This window comes from Bradyrhizobium sp. C9 (genome assembly GCF_002532045.1).
Classification (GTDB): domain Bacteria; phylum Pseudomonadota; class Alphaproteobacteria; order Rhizobiales; family Xanthobacteraceae; genus Bradyrhizobium.
Window position 1 is genome coordinate 167,567 of sequence record NZ_NWTG01000001.1, and the last position, 17,099, is coordinate 184,665.

The 17,099-nt window shown below is 63.9% G+C and carries 15 protein-coding genes; 11 read left to right on the top strand and 4 right to left on the bottom strand.

Going from position 1 to position 17,099, the window contains the following annotated elements; genetic code table 11:
* Positions 1–4 precede the first annotated feature (4 nt).
* From rbsK to CO675_RS00745, 5 genes are all read left to right on the top strand, one after another.
* A complete protein-coding gene (rbsK, locus tag CO675_RS00725) occupies positions 5–928 on the top strand; it encodes a ribokinase (RefSeq protein ID WP_097670134.1) in 924 nt (307 codons plus the stop codon).
* Between the two features lie 7 nt (positions 929–935).
* A complete protein-coding gene (locus tag CO675_RS00730) occupies positions 936–1,811 on the top strand; it encodes a carbohydrate ABC transporter permease (protein ID WP_097670135.1) in 876 nt (291 codons plus the stop codon).
* Complete coding sequence (locus CO675_RS00735; RefSeq protein WP_097670136.1) at positions 1,808–2,845, top strand: carbohydrate ABC transporter permease; 1,038 nt, start codon at positions 1,808–1,810, stop codon at positions 2,843–2,845. The genes CO675_RS00730 and CO675_RS00735 overlap by 4 nt, the downstream gene beginning before the upstream one ends.
* Before the next feature lie 49 nt (positions 2,846–2,894).
* The gene (locus CO675_RS00740) at positions 2,895–4,334 is read left to right on the top strand and encodes an extracellular solute-binding protein (protein WP_349644015.1); all 1,440 of its coding nucleotides are present in this window, start codon (positions 2,895–2,897) and stop codon (positions 4,332–4,334) included.
* Positions 4,335–4,418: 84 nt separating this feature from the next.
* Positions 4,419–5,510 carry an ABC transporter ATP-binding protein gene (locus CO675_RS00745; RefSeq protein WP_097670138.1) on the top strand — a complete coding sequence of 364 codons (1,092 nt, stop codon included), beginning with the start codon at positions 4,419–4,421 and terminating at the stop codon, positions 5,508–5,510.
* A gap of 26 nt (positions 5,511–5,536) precedes the next feature.
* On the opposite strand, the gene CO675_RS00750 is transcribed toward CO675_RS00745, so the two are convergent.
* Positions 5,537–6,535: a helix-turn-helix transcriptional regulator gene (locus tag CO675_RS00750; protein WP_245452578.1), complete on the bottom strand. Its 999-nt coding sequence runs from the start codon at positions 6,533–6,535 to the stop codon at positions 5,537–5,539.
* 525 nt (positions 6,536–7,060) lie between these two features.
* On the opposite strand from CO675_RS00750, the gene CO675_RS00755 reads away from it, so the two are divergent.
* From CO675_RS00755 to serA, 3 genes are all read left to right on the top strand, one after another.
* Entirely contained in the window at positions 7,061–7,357 is a 297-nt protein-coding gene (locus tag CO675_RS00755) for a hypothetical protein (RefSeq protein ID WP_245452579.1), read from the top strand.
* A 154-nt stretch (positions 7,358–7,511) separates the two neighbouring features.
* Positions 7,512–7,871: a BA14K family protein gene (locus tag CO675_RS00760; RefSeq protein ID WP_245452580.1), complete on the top strand. Its 360-nt coding sequence runs from the start codon at positions 7,512–7,514 to the stop codon at positions 7,869–7,871.
* A gap of 301 nt (positions 7,872–8,172) precedes the next feature.
* Complete coding sequence (serA, locus tag CO675_RS00765; protein WP_097670140.1) at positions 8,173–9,426, top strand: phosphoglycerate dehydrogenase; 1,254 nt, start codon at positions 8,173–8,175, stop codon at positions 9,424–9,426.
* 9 nt (positions 9,427–9,435) lie between these two features.
* On the opposite strand, the gene CO675_RS00770 is transcribed toward serA, so the two are convergent.
* The gene (locus tag CO675_RS00770) at positions 9,436–10,875 is read right to left on the bottom strand and encodes a helix-turn-helix domain-containing protein (protein WP_097670141.1); all 1,440 of its coding nucleotides are present in this window, start codon (positions 10,873–10,875) and stop codon (positions 9,436–9,438) included.
* Positions 10,876–11,019: 144 nt separating this feature from the next.
* Here CO675_RS00770 and CO675_RS00775 point away from each other — a divergent pair, with 144 nt between their 5' ends.
* The 3 genes from CO675_RS00775 to CO675_RS00785 all read left to right on the top strand — a co-directional run bounded on the left by CO675_RS00775 (position 11,020) and on the right by CO675_RS00785 (position 14,839).
* Positions 11,020–12,657, top strand: a complete 1,638-nt coding sequence (locus CO675_RS00775; protein ID WP_097670142.1) for an isocitrate lyase — start codon at positions 11,020–11,022, stop codon at positions 12,655–12,657.
* Positions 12,658–12,867: 210 nt separating this feature from the next.
* Positions 12,868–13,395 (top strand): DUF4269 domain-containing protein, encoded by a 528-nt coding sequence (locus tag CO675_RS00780; RefSeq protein ID WP_097670143.1) that lies wholly within the window; start codon positions 12,868–12,870, stop codon positions 13,393–13,395.
* Positions 13,396–13,690: 295 nt separating this feature from the next.
* Complete coding sequence (locus CO675_RS00785) at positions 13,691–14,839, top strand: hypothetical protein (RefSeq protein WP_097670144.1); 1,149 nt, start codon at positions 13,691–13,693, stop codon at positions 14,837–14,839.
* Between the two features lie 32 nt (positions 14,840–14,871).
* On the opposite strand, the gene CO675_RS00790 is transcribed toward CO675_RS00785, so the two are convergent.
* Positions 14,872–16,086: a PepSY-associated TM helix domain-containing protein gene (locus CO675_RS00790; protein WP_097670145.1), complete on the bottom strand. Its 1,215-nt coding sequence runs from the start codon at positions 16,084–16,086 to the stop codon at positions 14,872–14,874.
* Positions 16,079–17,098, bottom strand: a complete 1,020-nt coding sequence (locus CO675_RS00795; RefSeq protein WP_097670146.1) for an extracellular solute-binding protein — start codon at positions 17,096–17,098, stop codon at positions 16,079–16,081. The genes CO675_RS00790 and CO675_RS00795 overlap by 8 nt, the downstream gene beginning before the upstream one ends.
* Position 17,099: the final 1 nt, after the last annotated feature.

Genomic DNA, 17,099 nt, shown 5'->3' on the forward strand with positions numbered 1-17,099 from the left:
TGACATGAGCAAGCATGGTGTCGCCGTCCTCGGCGTCTTCGTCGTCGACCTCGCGTTCCGCGCCGGCAACATGCCGGCGATCGGCGAGACTATCGCCGGGTCGGGATTTGCCATGGGGCCGGGCGGCAAGGGATCCAACCAGGCTGTCGCGGCCGCACGGGCCGGCGCCAGCGTGAGCTTCATCTCCCGGATCGGCAGCGACGCCTTCGGCGAGCTTGCGATCAAGACCTGGGAGGCCGAGGGAATCCGGCCGCGCGTCGTCAGGACGGCGGAAGCGCCGACCGGCGCGGCATTCATCTACGTCCACGAGACACGCGGCGATAACGCGATCATCGTGGTGCCGGGCGCGGCAGGCGGGATCGGTCCGGCCGATGTCGACGCGGTGGCGGATGCGATTCGCGACTCCAGCGTGTTCGTGACCCAGCTCGAGCAGCCGGTCGATGCGGCGCGGCGCGGGCTCGAGATCGCGCGCGCCGCCGGCAGCATCACCGTGTTCAATCCGGCGCCGGCCATCAAGTTCGATAGCAGTCTGTTTGCGCTCTGCGATTATGTCGTTCCCAACGAGACCGAAGCCGAAGGGCTGACCGGCATTGCGGTGAGCGATCTCGCCGGCGCCCGCCGGGCCGGTGATGCGTTGCTGGCGAAAGGCGCCGGAACGGCGCTGATCACACTCGGCGAACGCGGCGCATTGTTTCATGCGCGGGACCGCTCGGTGCATGTGCCGCCCTTCGCCGCCGGCAAGGTGGTCGAGACCACCGGCGCGGGCGATGCCTTCGTCGGCGGTTTCGCGGCGGCGCTCGCGGATGGCGCCGATCCGCTCGAAGCCGCACGCTTCGGTTCGGCCACGGCCGGAATCTCGGTGACGCGACCGGGCACCGCACCCGCGATGCCGCGACGTGCGGAGATCGACGCGCTGCTGAAGGGATGATCGCGCGATGATGCGGAATGATCCGATCAAGCATGTCTTCATCTGGCCGGCGGTGCTCGTCGTGCTGGCGATCTCGATCTTTCCGCTGATCTATTCGCTCACCACGAGCTTCCTGAGCTATCGCCTGATCCCGCCGATCCCGCCGCGAGTGGTCTGGCTCGGCAATTATGCCACGCTGCTGCAGGAGCCGCGGTTCTGGAACGCGATCTTCACGACGACGCTGATTGCCTTCATCGCCGTCGGGCTGCAATACGCAATCGGTTTCGGCGTCGCCCTGGCGCTGAACGCGCGTGTGCCGGGCGAGCGGCTGTTTCGTGTCGCCTTGCTGCTGCCCATGCTGCTCGCGCCGGTCGCAGTCGCGCTGGTCGCGCGCATGATGTTCAACCCGACGATGGGGCCGCTTAACCAGTTGCTGTCGAAGTTTGGCCTGGTCAACCTGCCGTTCCTCACCAACGGACATTGGGCGCTCGCCTGCATCATCGCGGTCGAGGTCTGGCAGTGGACCCCGTTCGTCATCCTGATGATGCTGGCCGGTTTGCAAACGCTGCCCGAAGACGTCTACGAGGCTGCCGAGCTCGAGAACGCCAGCGCTTGGCAGCAGTTCTGGGGCATCACCTTTCCGATGCTGCTGCCGATCTCGGCCGCGATCGTCTTCATCCGTCTGATCGAGAGTTACAAGATCATGGACACGGTGTTCGTGATGACGGGCGGCGGGCCGGGCGTGGACACCGAGACGCTGACACTGTTCGCCTATCAGGAAGGCTTCAAGAAGTTCAATCTCGGCTATACGTCGGCGCTCAGCTTCCTGTTCCTGATCGCGATCACGATCATCGGCGTCACCTATCTGGCGTTGCTGCGGCCTCATCTGGAGAAGCGCCGATGAGCGGACACGGCTTGACCGGACTGTCGCCGTGGAGCCGCCGCCTGGTTACGGTCGGCGTCCTCGCCTGGTGCCTGATCACGGTGTTTCCGCTCTATTGGGTGGTGGTGACGGCGTTCAAGACGCCGCCGGGCGTCGTCGGTGGGCCGACCTATCTGCCGTTCATCGATTTCACGCCGACCTTGCAGCCCTTCATCGATCTCTATCAGGGGATCCGCGGCGAGTTCTTCCGCACCTTCCTGAATTCGACCATCGTCGGCCTGTCGGCGGCGGCCATCGCCACCGCGATCGGCGCAATGGCGGCCTATGCGCTGGTGCGGTTCGAGTTCAAGGTGCGCCTTGGTGCGGGCCTCGTGTTCTTCCTGCTCGCGCTCGGCGGCTATCTGTTCTTCAACACGACATTCGGATTCACTCGCCCGCAGGCGCTGTTGCTCGCGTTTCCGATCGCGCTGATCGCTGCCGTCGTCGCTAATCGCCTGCCGTTGCCCGGACCGATTCTCGGCAATGAGGACATCCTGTTCTGGTTCGTCAGCCAGCGCATGTTTCCGCCGATCGTGACGGCCTTTGCGCTGTATCTGCTCTACAGCGAGATCGGCCGGCTCGGTTTCCAGCTGATCGACAGCTTCGTCGGCCTGACGCTGTGCTACGTCGCCTTCTCGCTACCGATCGTGGTCTGGCTGATGCGCGACTTCTTCGAGGCGGTGCCGATCGAGGTCGAGGAGGCGGCGATGGTCGACAACGTGCCGAGCTGGCGCATTTTCTTCGGCATCGTGGTGCCGATGTCGATGAATGGGCTGCTGGCGACGTTCATGATCACGCTGGCCTTCGTCTGGAACGAGTTTCTGTTCGCGCTGTTCCTGACCAATTCCAGATGGCAGACGCTGCCCATCCTGGTGGCGGGACAGAACAGCCAGCGCGGCGACGAATGGTGGGCGATATCAGCTGCGGCGCTCGTCGCAATCGTTCCCATGATGATCATGGCGGGCCTGCTCAGCCGGATGATGCGGTCGGGCCTGCTGCTCGGGGCCATCAAATAGCAAAAAGCCATGTAGGGAGGACTAGACGATGTTGCGACGAACGTTCCTGATGCTGACCACCTCGCTCGCGATGGCGTGCGCGGCGAGTCAGGCGAATGCTGCCTGTAGTCCGGATTACACCGGCGTCACCCTGACGGTGGCGTCGCAGACTGGGCCGTATATCGCGTCCGCGCTCAAGCTCGGCGCCGACGAATGGGCCAAGAAGACCTGCGGCAAGGTCAATGTCGTCGAGTTTCCATGGTCCGAGCTCTATCCGAAGATCGCGACATCGCTCACCGCGTCGGACGCGACGTTCGACCTCGTCAGCTTCGCGCCTGCCTGGCTGCCGGATTTCGTCCCTTATCTGAGCGAGATGCCGAAGGAGATGCAGTCCGGCAAGGACTGGGACGATATCGAGCCGGCCTATCGCGAACGCCTGATGGTGTGGGAAGGCAAGATCTACTCGCAATCGATGGACGGCGACGTCCACACCTATACGTACCGCACCGACCTGTTCAGCGATCCGAAGGAGAAGGACGCGTTCAAGGCGAAGTACGGCTACGACCTCGCGCCGCCGAAGACCTGGAAGCAGTATCTCGACATTGCGGAGTTCTTCCAACGACCCGACAAGGGCCTGTGGGGAACGGCGGAAGCGTTCCGCCGCGGCGGTCAGCAATTCTGGTTCTTCTTCAGCCATGCGGCGGCCTACGCCAACAATCCGAACTATCCGGGTGCGATGTTCTTCGATCCCGAGACGATGGACGCGCAGATCAACAACCCGGGCTGGGTGAAGGGGCTCGAGGAATACATCCGCGCATCGAAGCTCGGGCCGCCCAACGCGCTGAACTTCTCGTTCGGCGAGGTGAACGCGGCGGTGGCCGGCGGCCAGGTGGCGGAATCGATCGGCTGGGGCGACACCGGCGTCATCGCCGCCGATCCGAAGCAGTCGAAGATCTCGGGCAAGGTCGGCTCGGCGATGCTGCCTGGCTCGGACGAGATATGGAACGCCAAGACCAAGAAGTGGGACAAGTTTCCGGGCGTGCTTCCGGGCCCGTTCATGGCGTTCGGCGGCTGGCAGATCGCGGTGCCGAAGGCCGGCAAGAACCAGCAGGCGGCGTGGGACTTCGTCAAGACGCTGACGAGCCCCGAGGTGTCGGGCCAGGCGGCGATCACCGGCGGCAGCGGCGTCAATCCCTATCGCAAATCGCACACCGCCAATCTGCAACTGTGGAGCAAGATCTTCTCGCCGGAAGAGGCCAAGGAATATCTCGGCGCGCAATCGGACTCCATCAACGCCAAGAACGTCGCGCTCGACATGCGTCTGCCCGGCTATTTCTCCTACACCGAGGTCGTGGAGATCGAGCTCGGCAAGGCGCTGGCCGGCCAAACCACGCCGCAGGCGGCGCTCGACGCGATGGCGAAGGAGTGGAATCGGCTGACCGACGAATTCGGCCGGGCCAAGCAGCTTGCCGCCTATCGCGCGGCGATGGGCCTCCCGCCCAAGAACTAACTCTTCAGTGAGACGTCCCGGATGATGCACGCGCGTCATCCGGGATTTTGACCAGCCGTCGACGAAGGGACGGAAAAGGATTCCATGGCGCACGTCGAGATCGAGAACGTCAGCAAGGCATACGGACCCTACAAGATCATCGAAGGGCTCGACCTCAAGGTGGCCGACGAGGAGTTTGTCGTGCTGGTCGGCCCGTCCGGCTGCGGCAAGACCACGACATTGCGCATGATCGCGGGACTGGAGGCCGTCACCGGCGGGACCATCCGCATCGGCAATCGCGACGTGACGCAGTTGCGCCCCGGCTTGCGTAACTGCGCGATGGTGTTCCAGAACTACGCGCTCTATCCGCACATGACGGTCAGCGAGAACATCGGCTACGGCATGAAGGTGCGCGGCGAGTCGCGCGCCAGCATCGAGAAGGCCGTCAATGAGGTGGCGCGCGTCCTCGACCTCGAGCAGTACCTGCAACGCCGGCCCAAGCAGCTTTCCGGCGGGCAGCGCCAGCGCGTCGCGATCGGCCGTGCCATCGTGCGCAGCCCGGACGTGTTTCTGTTCGACGAGCCGTTGTCCAATCTCGACGCCAAGCTCCGTATCGAGATGCGGACCGAGATTAAGGCGCTGCACCGCCGTCTCGCCAAGACGATCGTCTATGTCACGCACGACCAGGTCGAAGCCATGACCATGGCCGATCGGGTCGTGGTGATGAACAAAGGCCGGATCGAGCAGGCGGCCGATCCGATTACGATATACGAGAAGCCCTCCAATCTCTTCGTCGCGGGCTTCATGGGCGCGCCCAGCATGAACTTCATCGATGGCGAGATCATAGCCCGCGACGGCGCGCTCACCTTCACCGCCCCATCCGGTACGGCGTTGCGAGTGCCGAGGTCCCGTGAGGCTGCCTACGCTGCAAGCGTCGGCAAGGCCGTGGTGCTCGGCGTACGGCCCGACCATGTGTTGCGGCAAGGTGCGCCGGAGGGGTCTTCCGTCCGGTTGCTTGTGAAGGACGTGGAGCCGCTGGGGCCGCACACGCTGGTGATCGGGACGGTCGCCGGCTTTGCGTTCACCGCGCAAATGCCGGTCGGCGTCGCCGCGGAGCCGGATCAAGTCATCGACGTGGCGCTCGATCTCGAGCGAACGCATATGTTCGACAAGACGTCAGGGATGGCTATTTCCTGATCCGATGCGGCGTCGATCGGAGCATTCTAGCCGCAGAACCCGCGGGCTCGCCGCACCGTATCGGACGGATACAGGCCAAATGCGGAGCGATACACCGCTGCGAAACGGCCCATATGCGTAAAGCCCCACTTCAGTGCAACTTCGCTGACCGGGAGCATGTTCTCCGGTCGCGACAGCTCATCGTGAATTGCCTCGATACGAATTTGTCGCAGATAGGCGACCGGCGTCGTGCCGTGAATCTTGCGGAAGCCCAGTTGCAGCAGTCGGCTGCTGACGCCGACCGTTGCGGCAATATCCGAGATCGTCAGCGGCAGATGAGGATTGGCCCGCATATACTCGACAGCCCGCCTGATGTAACGCGGCGGCGCATCCGGCGGATAGCGGTTCAAGCGGTCGCTCAGCCGATGCGGGACGTTCTCAAGGATGAGCTGGATCGCAGCTTCGGATAGCAGGGCGCTGGCTTTCGGAGAGCGCGCCAGGATGCCGTCATACAAGCCGGTCGCGCTGGCACGAACAAGCTGAAGCAGGGTCTGCCCGGCGCCGGTCGACAGATCGACGATCGGTGTCAGATTGAGGTCTTCCAGCGCCGTGCTCCCGAACGTCGCGGACAGCACCTTCGTCACCATGCCTGTGTGCAGGGTGAGCGTGACACTCGCGTATCGTCCATCGACCGCTTCGACCCGCTGCGCCTGCATGGTCGGAAGCGGCACGATTGCGATCTCGGCGGGCGTGCGTTGCACGCTCTTTCCTGCAATGGTCATTTCGGCCCTGCCGGCATTCAGCAGGCTGATCGCGAGCTCTCCCGACGTACTCTCGTACGAATAGTTCCAGTCCCAACCCGCGGACAGTTCCGCCCGCACGACATCGATTTCCGCTCCAATTGCAATGTCCGCATGCCAGCGAAACGATTCGTCAGGCTGCGGCGAGGAGTGCGCGTTGATCCCGTGCGGCTGGAGCATTTCCAGCAGCTCTTCAAACGATGATCCCGATCGCGTCGGAGGTGCAGCGAGGATGTCTTCGACCATCAAATTCCCAACCATCGGATGTTTGCCGTCCGCGAAATGACCCGATCCATCGGGGATCGGGTGTCCATCGCTGGGCGTCCGCCACACGCATAGACCGCATCACAACACTAGCACAGCTTGGTGAGTTCGGTCTGCGCTCGCTTCAATATCCGATTTTCGAACGCAATATCCAGATCGCGCAACCGAGGCGCCGAAGGTAACATTTGATCTCATTCGCTCGCCTGGATTGCGCGAAAGTTCCGATCTCGTGCCAACGCGCTGACGTTGGAGGGCACGCGCGAATGCGCAGCGCTCGCGATTGATGGTGTTAGCCACAATCCGAATGCCTCCATCCGGAATGCGATGCCGTCCATGGACTCATAGCCCATTTGGCCTAAATGCTTTCGACCAACTCAAACGGGTCATGAAAGCATGCTTACAAGGATAACTTGCGTAGTCGCGCTCACGGTTCTTTCGTCCATACCTGCGCTGGCCGATAGCTGCGCAGATCACGTCCAGAGCACGGGCGTTCCGATGGTCACGGGCATGATCCACAAGACCTGGATGATCTTCCCGTCGGTCAATTCGAGTGTCGCGCTCGACAAGGTGTCCCGCGCCGTTCTGGCCGAGGGGTTTGTCGGTGTGAACATCGACAAGAAACTCGGCACCCTGACCACGCAGCAGGAGACCACCGGATCCGGCCGGCCACAGACGTTGCAAGTCGTCGTCCGCAAGGAAGGCAAAGGCAGTCGCGTCGATGCGAGCTTCATCTTACCGCCGGGACAATTGGCTCCGGGGGTCGGCGACAACCTTTGCCGTGTCGTGAACGCGGCCGGTCAATGAACTCCGCCCATCTGTGAAGCAAGGCTGACGCGCGAATTGTAACCGGCCGCGCGTGTAAGGGTGTCGTCCGGTCCGAGACCGGGTGAGCCATCCATGTTGAGGAAATCGGACGCAGGCGCCGGCCTGTGCCCACAGCAATGAAGCAGGAGATATGATGCGTAGGGCTCGCGTTCTGAAAGCTGTTTTGACGGCCACCGCCGGCGTTATGATGTTTTCCGCCTCCGCGATTTCGGCTCCGCTCCAGCACGGTGCCGGTGTTGCGGCGGCAGTGCCGGCCGTGACCGAGAAGGTCTGGTGCCGTTATGGGCAGTGCGATGGCGGCGCTGCCGTCGGCGGACTGGTCGGTGGCCTGATCGGGGGCGTCATCGCGGCCGGTGCAGCCAACGCCGCTGCCCAGCAGGAAGCTGCGGCCGCCCAGCAGCACGCGACGTCCTGCGCCCAGCGCTATCGCTCGTACGATCCGGCGTCGAATACGTTCCAGGCAAAGGACGGCCGGCGCTATCCCTGCCAGTAACCCGCTGCTTCCTCGGTGACGAGGCCGAGCACGAACGGGATCGACAGAGCTCCGGCCCGCGAGCCGGAGCTCTAATGCCCGGCAGCCGCAACGGAGCCTTTTGCCGCCGAATTGACCGGGACATCTGGCTGAATCGGTTCCCGGCCATGCGCCTGGACGCGCGAATCGAGGCGGCTTCATCGGAAATCGCACGGCGTGCCGCCCATGGCGGCTTCTGACGCGATTGTTTTCTATGTTATCACCAGATCCGTCGAAACTGCGTTCGTGCATGACCTGCCCGAACCCACGAGCCCGGATCCTGATGATGCTGTCGCTGCCCAAGACCAAAATACGCGTGCTGCTGCTGGAGGGCGTGAATGATTCCGCGGTGCGGATGTTCGAGGCGAACGGCTATACCGAGTTGCAACGCCTGCCCAAGGCGCTGGGGCCCAAGGAGCTCAAGCAAGCGCTGTCGGGTATCCATATGTTGGGAATTCGGTCGCGGACCCAGCTGACCGCGGAGATCCTCGAGGCCGCCGACCGATTGCTCGTTGTCGGCTGCTTTTCGGTCGGCACCAATCAGGTGGATCTCGACGCCGCGCGAAAGCTCGGAATCCCCGTGTTCAACGCGCCATACTCCAACACCCGCAGCGTGGCGGAACTGACCATCGCCGAAATCGTCATGCTGTTTCGCCGGATCTTTCCGCGTTCGGTCTCCGCACACGCCGGCGGCTGGGACAAGTCCGCCGAAGGCAGCCGTGAGGTGCGCGGAAAGACGCTGGGCATCGTCGGCTACGGCAACATCGGCTCGCAGCTGTCGAACCTCGCGGAAGCCATGGGCATGCGCGTGATCTATTTCGATCAGACCGACAAGCTCCGCCATGGCAATACCGAGCCCGCTGAATCGCTTGACGCGTTGCTCGCAGCGAGCGACGTCGTATCGCTGCATGTGCCGGAGACGCCGACTACCGCCAACATGATTGGCGCAGCCCAGCTCCAGCTGATGAAGCCCGAGGCCTATCTGATCAACAATTCGCGTGGCACCGTCGTCGATCTCGATGCACTGGCGGGCGCCTTGCGTGAGGGCCGGCTCGCGGGTGCCGCAGTCGACGTGTTTCCGATTGAGCCGGTGTCGAACGAGGCGCGCTTCGTCTCGCCGCTGCAGGGCCTGCCCAACGTCATCCTCACGCCGCATGTCGGCGGTTCGACGGAAGAAGCGCAGGATCGCATCGGCGGCGAGGTTGCGCGCAAGCTGATCGATTATTCCGATGTCGGGTCGACCTTCGGGGCGGTCAATTTTCCGCAGGTGCAATTGCCGGCGCGCCCGACCGGCACCCGTTTCATCCATGTTCACCGCAATGTTCCGGGCGTCATGCGTCAGGTCAACGACGCGGTGTCCCGGCACGGGATCAACATCCTGGCGCAATATCTGCAGACCGATCCGGAAGTCGGCTATGTCGTGCTCGAGACCGACGTTGTCGGCGGCGAGGGCGAGGGACTGCTGGCCGACTTGAAAGACATCGACGGCACCATCCGCGTGCGGGTGCTGTATGACGCGAACCGGCCGCAGGGCTGATCGAGCGCGTCAATCGGCCGAGAAGCCGAACGGAACGCTCGAGGTTCTGAAATCGTCGGGAAGAATCTCGCGTCCGATCGGCGGCGCTGACCGCGCCGCGCATCTCGGGCGATGGCAGACCCGGCAGGCAACGCCGATCGGGGTTGGATTGTCCGCGTTCGGCCCCTGTCCATCGCGCGTGTAGATCAGCTGGCCCGCATGCTCGGCGGCGCAGCCGATCGCGATCGCCCGCTCGACGCGGATGGCGCCGAAAGCGCCGCCGCCGGCGGTCACGGTGCGCGCGATCGAGAAGAACCGCTGTCCGTCGGGCAATTCGAGCCATTGCGTGACGATCTGGCGTGGCGTCTTGAAAATATCGTGGACCGACCACAGCGGACAGGCGCCGCCGTGTTTCGCAAACGGGAAGCCGGCACCATCAAGCAGTTTGGAAATGTTGCCGGCCGGATCGACGCGGATCAGGAAGAACGGCACCTTCTCGAGACCCGGCCGCTGCAAGGTCGTCACGCGGTGCGCGATCTGCTCGAAGCTGGCGCCGAACTGGCGGGCCAGCGCCTCCAGATCGTAACGACGCGCCTCGACCGCTTTGGCAAACACGGAATACGGCATGATGAGCGCGGCCGCGGCATAGGCCGCGAGTGCGCGGCGGGCCAGCAACTCGGCGCTCTTGCTGGTGAACTTGCCGTCTTCCACGGCCGCACTGATCTCGCCTTCCAGCTCCAGATAGGCGAGTTGCTTGGCCAGCTGGAAATTGAGGCCCGCGGTATCGAGCGAGTCCTCGAGCAGCAATTGCCTGCGATGGAGGTCCAGTCGCCTGACCGAACCGAGCATGACGTTCGGCGGCAGATAGCGGACCTGGAGCTTGTGACGCTCGCGAAGCCGCTCGATAAATCCGGCCGGTCCGGCCGGTTCGTGGACGAGACGCTCGGCGGCATCGTCGAGATTGGCGAAATTGTTGCGGCGGGCGGCAAGGAATCGCCTGACCTCCGCGACGGGATCGTTGGCGTCAAAGTTCTCCTGACCCGGGTGCGATCCTCCGCCCACGAGGTCCGGGGCCCGCCGCTCCGCGAGTGCCAACTGCTCTTCGCGATAGGCGGTGTAAAGGCGCAGGAACGCTTCGGTCATTCCGGGATAGCTGACCGCGAGGTCGCTGACCTCGAGCGCGGGGATGTCGATGTCGGCAAACATCGGTTCCTTCAAAACCGACTGCATCCGGGCGGTGTGATCGGCGCCGCCGTCGCCGGCGAGATCGGCCAGATCGATCTTGTAGGTGCGCGCCAGGCGAAGCAGCATATCCGCCGTCACCGGCCGCTGATTGCGTTCCAGCAGGGCGACATAGGGGGCGGAGATTTCGAGGTCGGCCGCCATGTCGGCCTGGGTCAGCCCAAGGTCGCGCCGCAGCCGCCGCAACCGCGGGCCCATGAAAACGGAACGGGCGCTTGAGGTTACCATTGTCTCATCCAACACTTGTAAGATTCTTACAACAATACATTGGTTTCTTGTAAGTTATGACAAGTTTTCCGCGCCAGGTCTAGCTCCCGGCGAGACTGGGCTTACAAAGAGACCAGTTATTTCGTCACCGAAGGGATCACAGACATGAACTTCCAACCGCGCGGGATCAGCGACCGGGCCATCCAGGGACCGGCATCGTATCAGAGCGAACTTGAGGCGGCCGAGGCGCTGCTCAAGACCAAGGACACCTGGAACGGCGTCACCGCCGAGGCCGTGGCGCGCATGCGCCTGCAGAACCGCTTCAAGACCGGTCTGGATGTCGCCCGTTACACGGCTGCGCTGATGCGCGCCGACATGGCCGCCTATGATGCCGACAGCACCAAGTACACCCAGTCGCTCGGCTGCTGGCACGGCTTCATCGCGCAGCAGAAGCTGATCTCGGTCAAGAAGCATTTCGGCAATACCGACCGCCGTTACCTCTATCTCTCCGGCTGGATGATCGCGGCGCTGCGTTCCGAGTTCGGCCCGCTGCCCGACCAGTCGATGCACGAGAAGACCTCGGTGCCGGCGCTGATCGAAGAGCTCTACACCTTCCTCCGCCAGGCGGATTCCCGTGAGCTCAACGACATCTTCCGTGCGCTCGATGCGGCGCGCAAGGAAGGCGACAAGGCCAAGGAAAAGGCGCTGATCGAGAAGATCGACAACTTCCAGACCCACGTCGTGCCTGTCATCGCCGACATCGACGCCGGCTTCGGCAATGCCGAGGCGACCTACCTGCTTGCCAAGAAGATGATCGAGGCGGGCGCCTGCGCCCTGCAGATCGAGAATCAGGTCTCCGACGAGAAGCAGTGCGGCCACCAGGACGGCAAGGTCACCGTGCCGCACGAGGTGTTCATCGCGAAGATCCGCGCCTGCCGCCATGCGTTCCTCGAGCTCGGCGTCGAAGACGGCATCATCGTGACCCGTACCGACTCGCTCGGTGCCGGCCTGACCCAGCAGATCGCCGTGAGCCACAAGCCCGGCGACCTCGGCGACCAGTACAACAGCTTCCTCGATTGCGAGGAAGTGACGGCTGCCAATGCGCGCAACGGCGACGTCATCATCAACCAGAACGGCAAGATGATGCGTCCGAAGCGGCTGCCCAGCAACCTCTACCAGTTCCGTCCCGGCACCGGTGCGGATCGCTGCGTGCTCGACTGCATCACCTCGCTGCAGAACGGCGCCGACCTGCTGTGGATCGAGACCGAGAAGCCGCATATCGAGCAGATCGCCTCGATGGTCGATCGCATTCGCAAGGTCATTCCGAACGCGAAGCTGGCCTACAACAACTCGCCGTCGTTCAACTGGACCCTCAACTTCCGTTGGCAGGTCTACGACGCGATGAAGGAAGCCGGCAAGGATGTCAGCAAGTACAACCGCGCCGAACTGATGAAGGTGGAATACGACGGCACGCCGCTGGCGATCGAAGCCGACGAGCGTATCCGTACCTTCCAGGCGGATTCGGCCAAGCGCGCCGGCATCTTCCACCATCTGATCACGCTGCCGACCTATCACACGGCTGCGCTGTCGACCGACAACCTCGCGAAGGAGTATTTCGGCGAGCAGGGCATGCTTGGCTACGTCAAGAACGTGCAGCGCGCGGAAATCCGTCAGGGCATCGCCTGCGCGAAGCATCAGAACATGGCGGGCTCCGACATCGGCGACGATCACAAGGAGTACTTCGCCGGTGAGGCTGCCCTCAAGGCGGGCGGCGTCCACAACACGATGAACCAGTTCGGCTAATTTATCGAACGGGTCATAGCGACCATCGGCTGGACAGGCGGGATTGCGAGCAGTCCCGCCTGTTCTCTATTTGGCGGGGCGGTTTCGACCATGCCGACGCGGTCGGGATCGCCCCGTTCCGTTTGCAAACCCTCTCTCAAGGCATCGGTGTGGAGGTTCACGCATTCCACGCGCGTGTGATACCCTGCGAATTCGAGGGAATGCCACGCGATGACTGTCGGGCACTACGCATCCGCCGTCACCAGCTCCGCCGTGATGGAGCGGCTCGAGCCGTTCGACCCACGCGTTGTCGGAACGCTGCCGCTCGACCTGGCTATAGCCGGCAGCGACATCGATGTCGTCTGTCATGCGTTCGATGCGGACGCGTTTGCCGAGACCGTCTGGGCCCACTATCGATCGGCCGTTGATTTCGCCCTCTACCGATGGACCTCGGAAACGCGGCCGGTGATTGCCCGGTTCGTGTGGGACGGCTGGCCGTTCGAACTGTTCGGTGACCAGCGCCCGGTGGACCGGCAGCCGGGCTGGATTCATTTCGATGTCGAACGGCGGCTGCTTGCGCTGGATGACGGACGGCTGCGGCGGGCCATCAGCAAATTGAGGGCAGGCGGCCTCAAGACCGAGCCTGCGTTCGCCGCCGTGCTCGGGATATCAGGCGATCCCTACCGCGGACTGCTCGCGCTCGCGGCCGAGACAGACGCCGCGTTGCGCGCGCGGGTCGCGGCGTGCGATCTCTGCTGATCGCCGTTATCAATTCGCGAATCTGGTCTCGTGTCACCAGTTCCATGCGGTGTGACGCAAAAGTGTCACGTGAAACCGTGGGATTGTGACCCCCGCGCGAAGAATTCTGCCTCATTTTTTCCTTGGCGTCGCTGAATAGTCCGCGTCTCGTCCAAATGCTGGCGAGCCAACGAAGAAATTGACGCGCAAGCTTGTCGATCGGGATTCCCCATTCTCGATCTCGCGCGTCGCAAGAAAATCGAGGAGTCGTCTCTCCATGTTTTTCAAGCAATGCGCAACTTGGTCTGTTCCCGTCATGATTTGTCTCGGTGCGTCGCCACTGCTGGCGCAGACCACGGTTGCTCCGAAGCCCGATGCGCCGTCGGCGCAGGCCGGCGCCACTATGCCGGACGCCTGCAAGCTGCTGACGCAAGGCGACCTTGAAGCCTTGTTCCCCGGCCGACCGGTTGCGAGCAAGGGCGGGACCCTGAGCCCGGTCTACAAGGGTCCGCAGTACAATCAAAGCTGCATGTACACGGTGAAGCTGCCGAGCCCGACGTCGAAGTCCGAGCTGACCAAATTCGCCACCATCACCATCGTGCAATCGGGCGAGCCGATCGACGGCCTGCGGGGCTCGACGGCGACCTTCGCCAACATGCGCTCGACGCGCGAGAAGCTTCAGCAGGATCCGAAGCTGAACCTGAAGCTGGAGCCACTCTCCGGCATCGGCGACGAGGCTTTCGTGGAGACGTCGCCGTCAACCGTCACGGTTCGGGTTCGCAAGGCGGATCTGATCTATGTCGTCAACCTCGACATCTACTCGCCGCAGACGCAGCCGAATGTCGTCGCGCTGGCGACACAGGCCGCCAAGCGATGGAAGCCGGGCACAGGCATGGTCGAGGACGATACGCCGATTGCCGCGAACGGCAGCGTCGATATCCCCGAGGATACCCGGACATCGTCGGCGGCGCCCGCCGACCAGTGGCCCGATGCCTGCGCGCTGCTGTCGCCTGAGGATGTCCGTGCGAATTTCAGCGACATGAAGATCGATCCGCCGCGCAAGACGATGGCGCAGCTCAAGCTGGAATCCCGCATCGACAAGGTCGAAGCCTTGCCGAAGCCGATCCGCTGCGTCTACCCGACGAGCCGTACGGACATCGTCAATGGCGAGAAGCGCTTTGCGGTTTACGACGCCAGCCTGATCATCGACAACATGGCAGCGAACGACGAGCTGTCGAAGAAGTTCTATCAGATCGCGCGCAAGACCAGCGATGCCGATGCCGATGTCCCCGGACTCGGTGATGAGGCCAGCATCAGCAAGATGAACTCGGTTGTGATCCGGAAGGGGCGGCTCGTCGTCGAGGTGCGGGTCGGCGGCGGCGACCGCGATCGCCAGCTGTATGACGACGCCACTCGGCGCGTCAACGCACTGGCCAGGCTGGTGGCGGCGAAGCTGCAGCCTTGATTGCAGGCAGCGCTTGTTCCAGGCGGATCGAGCTATTCGCCTGGAACCAGGCTTGCGACCGGCTGCCGTGCGAGGCGCCGGTGCCTGCGGCGGGACAGATAGAGCAGAACGCCGGTCGCGGCGAACAGCGGCATCATGGCCGCGGCCAGCATGAAGGCGAGCTTACCGGGCCACCCAAGGATGGCGCCGCGGTGAATGTCGAGCACGCCGGCAAGGACACGCTCGCCGAACGTCTTGTCCGCGTAGCGATCCGACGAGATCACGCGCCCGGTGACGGCATCGATCCGGAATTCGTCACGCACACTCTCGAGCGACGAATCCTTCGACCATGACCGGACACGCACGGCCGTGCCCGCGCCGGCCGGCAGGGTCAGCAGGACCCGCCCGTAGTCATTGTTCTCCTGCTTCAGGTACGTGGTCCAGACCCGATCGAAGCCGAGCGGCTTTGCCTCGCCTTTCGCTTCGGTCTTGGCTTCGCCCTTGTCCACGGCGGTAGCCGCGCCGCGTGGCGCTTTGGGCTGCGTGACCGCATCCGTGGCCTGAGGCCGCGCTAAGAGCCAGTTGGCGCCGGCCTTGTACCATTCGAACGAATACCACAGGCCGGTCAGCGTCATCACCAGATAGACCGGCAGCACCCAGGTGCCGATCACGGCGTGCAGCGAGCGGTGCAGGCCGCGCCCGCGCAGGCCGAGGTTCGGCTTCAGCCACATCTTCACGCTGCGCGCGCGATGCGGCCAGCGCAGCACGAGGCCGGTGATCAGCATCAAGATCAGGCAGATCGCGGCAGTGCCAGTGATCTTGCGGCCGATGCCGTTGCCGTCGCCGGGCAACAGCAGCCAGCGATGCAGCTTGCGGACGGTGGCGAAGAAGTCCTCGCCGCGCGGCGAGCCGAGCACGTGCCCATCATAGGGGTCGACATAGACCGAGGAGGGCCGCGAGCCGCCTTCGCTGCGGGCGAAGCGGATGCGTGCGGCCGCTGACGGGTCGCTTGCTATCGTCACGGCGGAGGCCCTGCCGAAGTCGCCCGCCGACTGCAGCCGTGTGACCAGCTCATCCGGTGTCAGCCGCCGCGTCGCACTGGCGTCGACGCGCATGATGTGGCTGTTCAGGCTGGCCTCGATCTCGTCCTCGAAGGCCATCGTCGCGCCGGTGATTCCGACGACCGCCCAGAGCAGCGCCAGCGCAAGGCCGGCAATGGAGTGGACCTGCAGCAGCGCGGCCTTGATCGGGCGTCGGATATCACTCATCGAATCCAGCCTTTCGGATCAGGGCAATTGCGGCCGCTTGCTGCGCGGCGACCTCGTCGATGGAGAGAGCATCGGCGCGGAACGATCCGATTCCCTCCACAATCGCGGATCGCTTTGCGGTCGCCAGCACCGGGTATTCCAGCTCGGCGGCAGAGAAGATCGTCTGGGCCCCGGGCGTGACGAGGAATTCCAGGAACGCGCGCGCCGCGGCCGGGTGCGGCGCGTGCCGGGCGATCGCGGCGCCCGTCAGGTTGACGTGACTGCCGCCGCCCGCGAACGCAGTCGGCACCGCCTTCACGGCGTCCGCCCATGCGCGCCAATCATTGCCTTCGCGGCCGTCGCGAAGCTGCGCGAGCGCGACCGTGTTGCCGATCCCGATGTCGCAGCGTCCTTCCGCGATCTCGCGGATCACGTCGTTGTCCTTGCCGACCGGCTTGTGGGCGAGGTTGGCCTTCAGCCCGGCGAGCCAGGACTGCGTCGCATCTGCTCCGTGATGCGCAAGATAGGCCGCGACCAGCGCGACATTGTTCTGGTGTGCGGCCGGCCGCATGCACAATTTCCCGCGCCATGTTGGGTCGGCAAGCTCTTCATAGGTGATCGTGGCGAGGGGGCTGTCCTTGCGCGCGAATACCACACGCGGACGGATGGTGAGCGCGATCCACTGGTTGTTGTTGCCGCGCAGGTTCGCCGGCACCGCCTGGTCAAGGGCAGGAGAGACAATCGCCTGCGTCAGCCCGCGCGCGGCGAGCTGTGTCGTCTTGTCGAGGCCGATGGTGAGCAGAACATCCGCGAGTGACGTGTCGCCTTCTGCTGTTAGTCGCTTGACCAGGCTGTCCTCGACAAAGACGGTGTTGACCTTGGTGCCGGTCGCTGCCGTGAAGGCCGCGGCGGCAGGCTCGACCAGATTGGCTTCACGGGTCGAGTAGAGCGTCAGCTCGTCGGCACGGACCGGCGTGCAGGCGCACGCGGCCAGGACGGCCAGCAGTCCGATCGCTGTCCGCGCCGTGGCCATG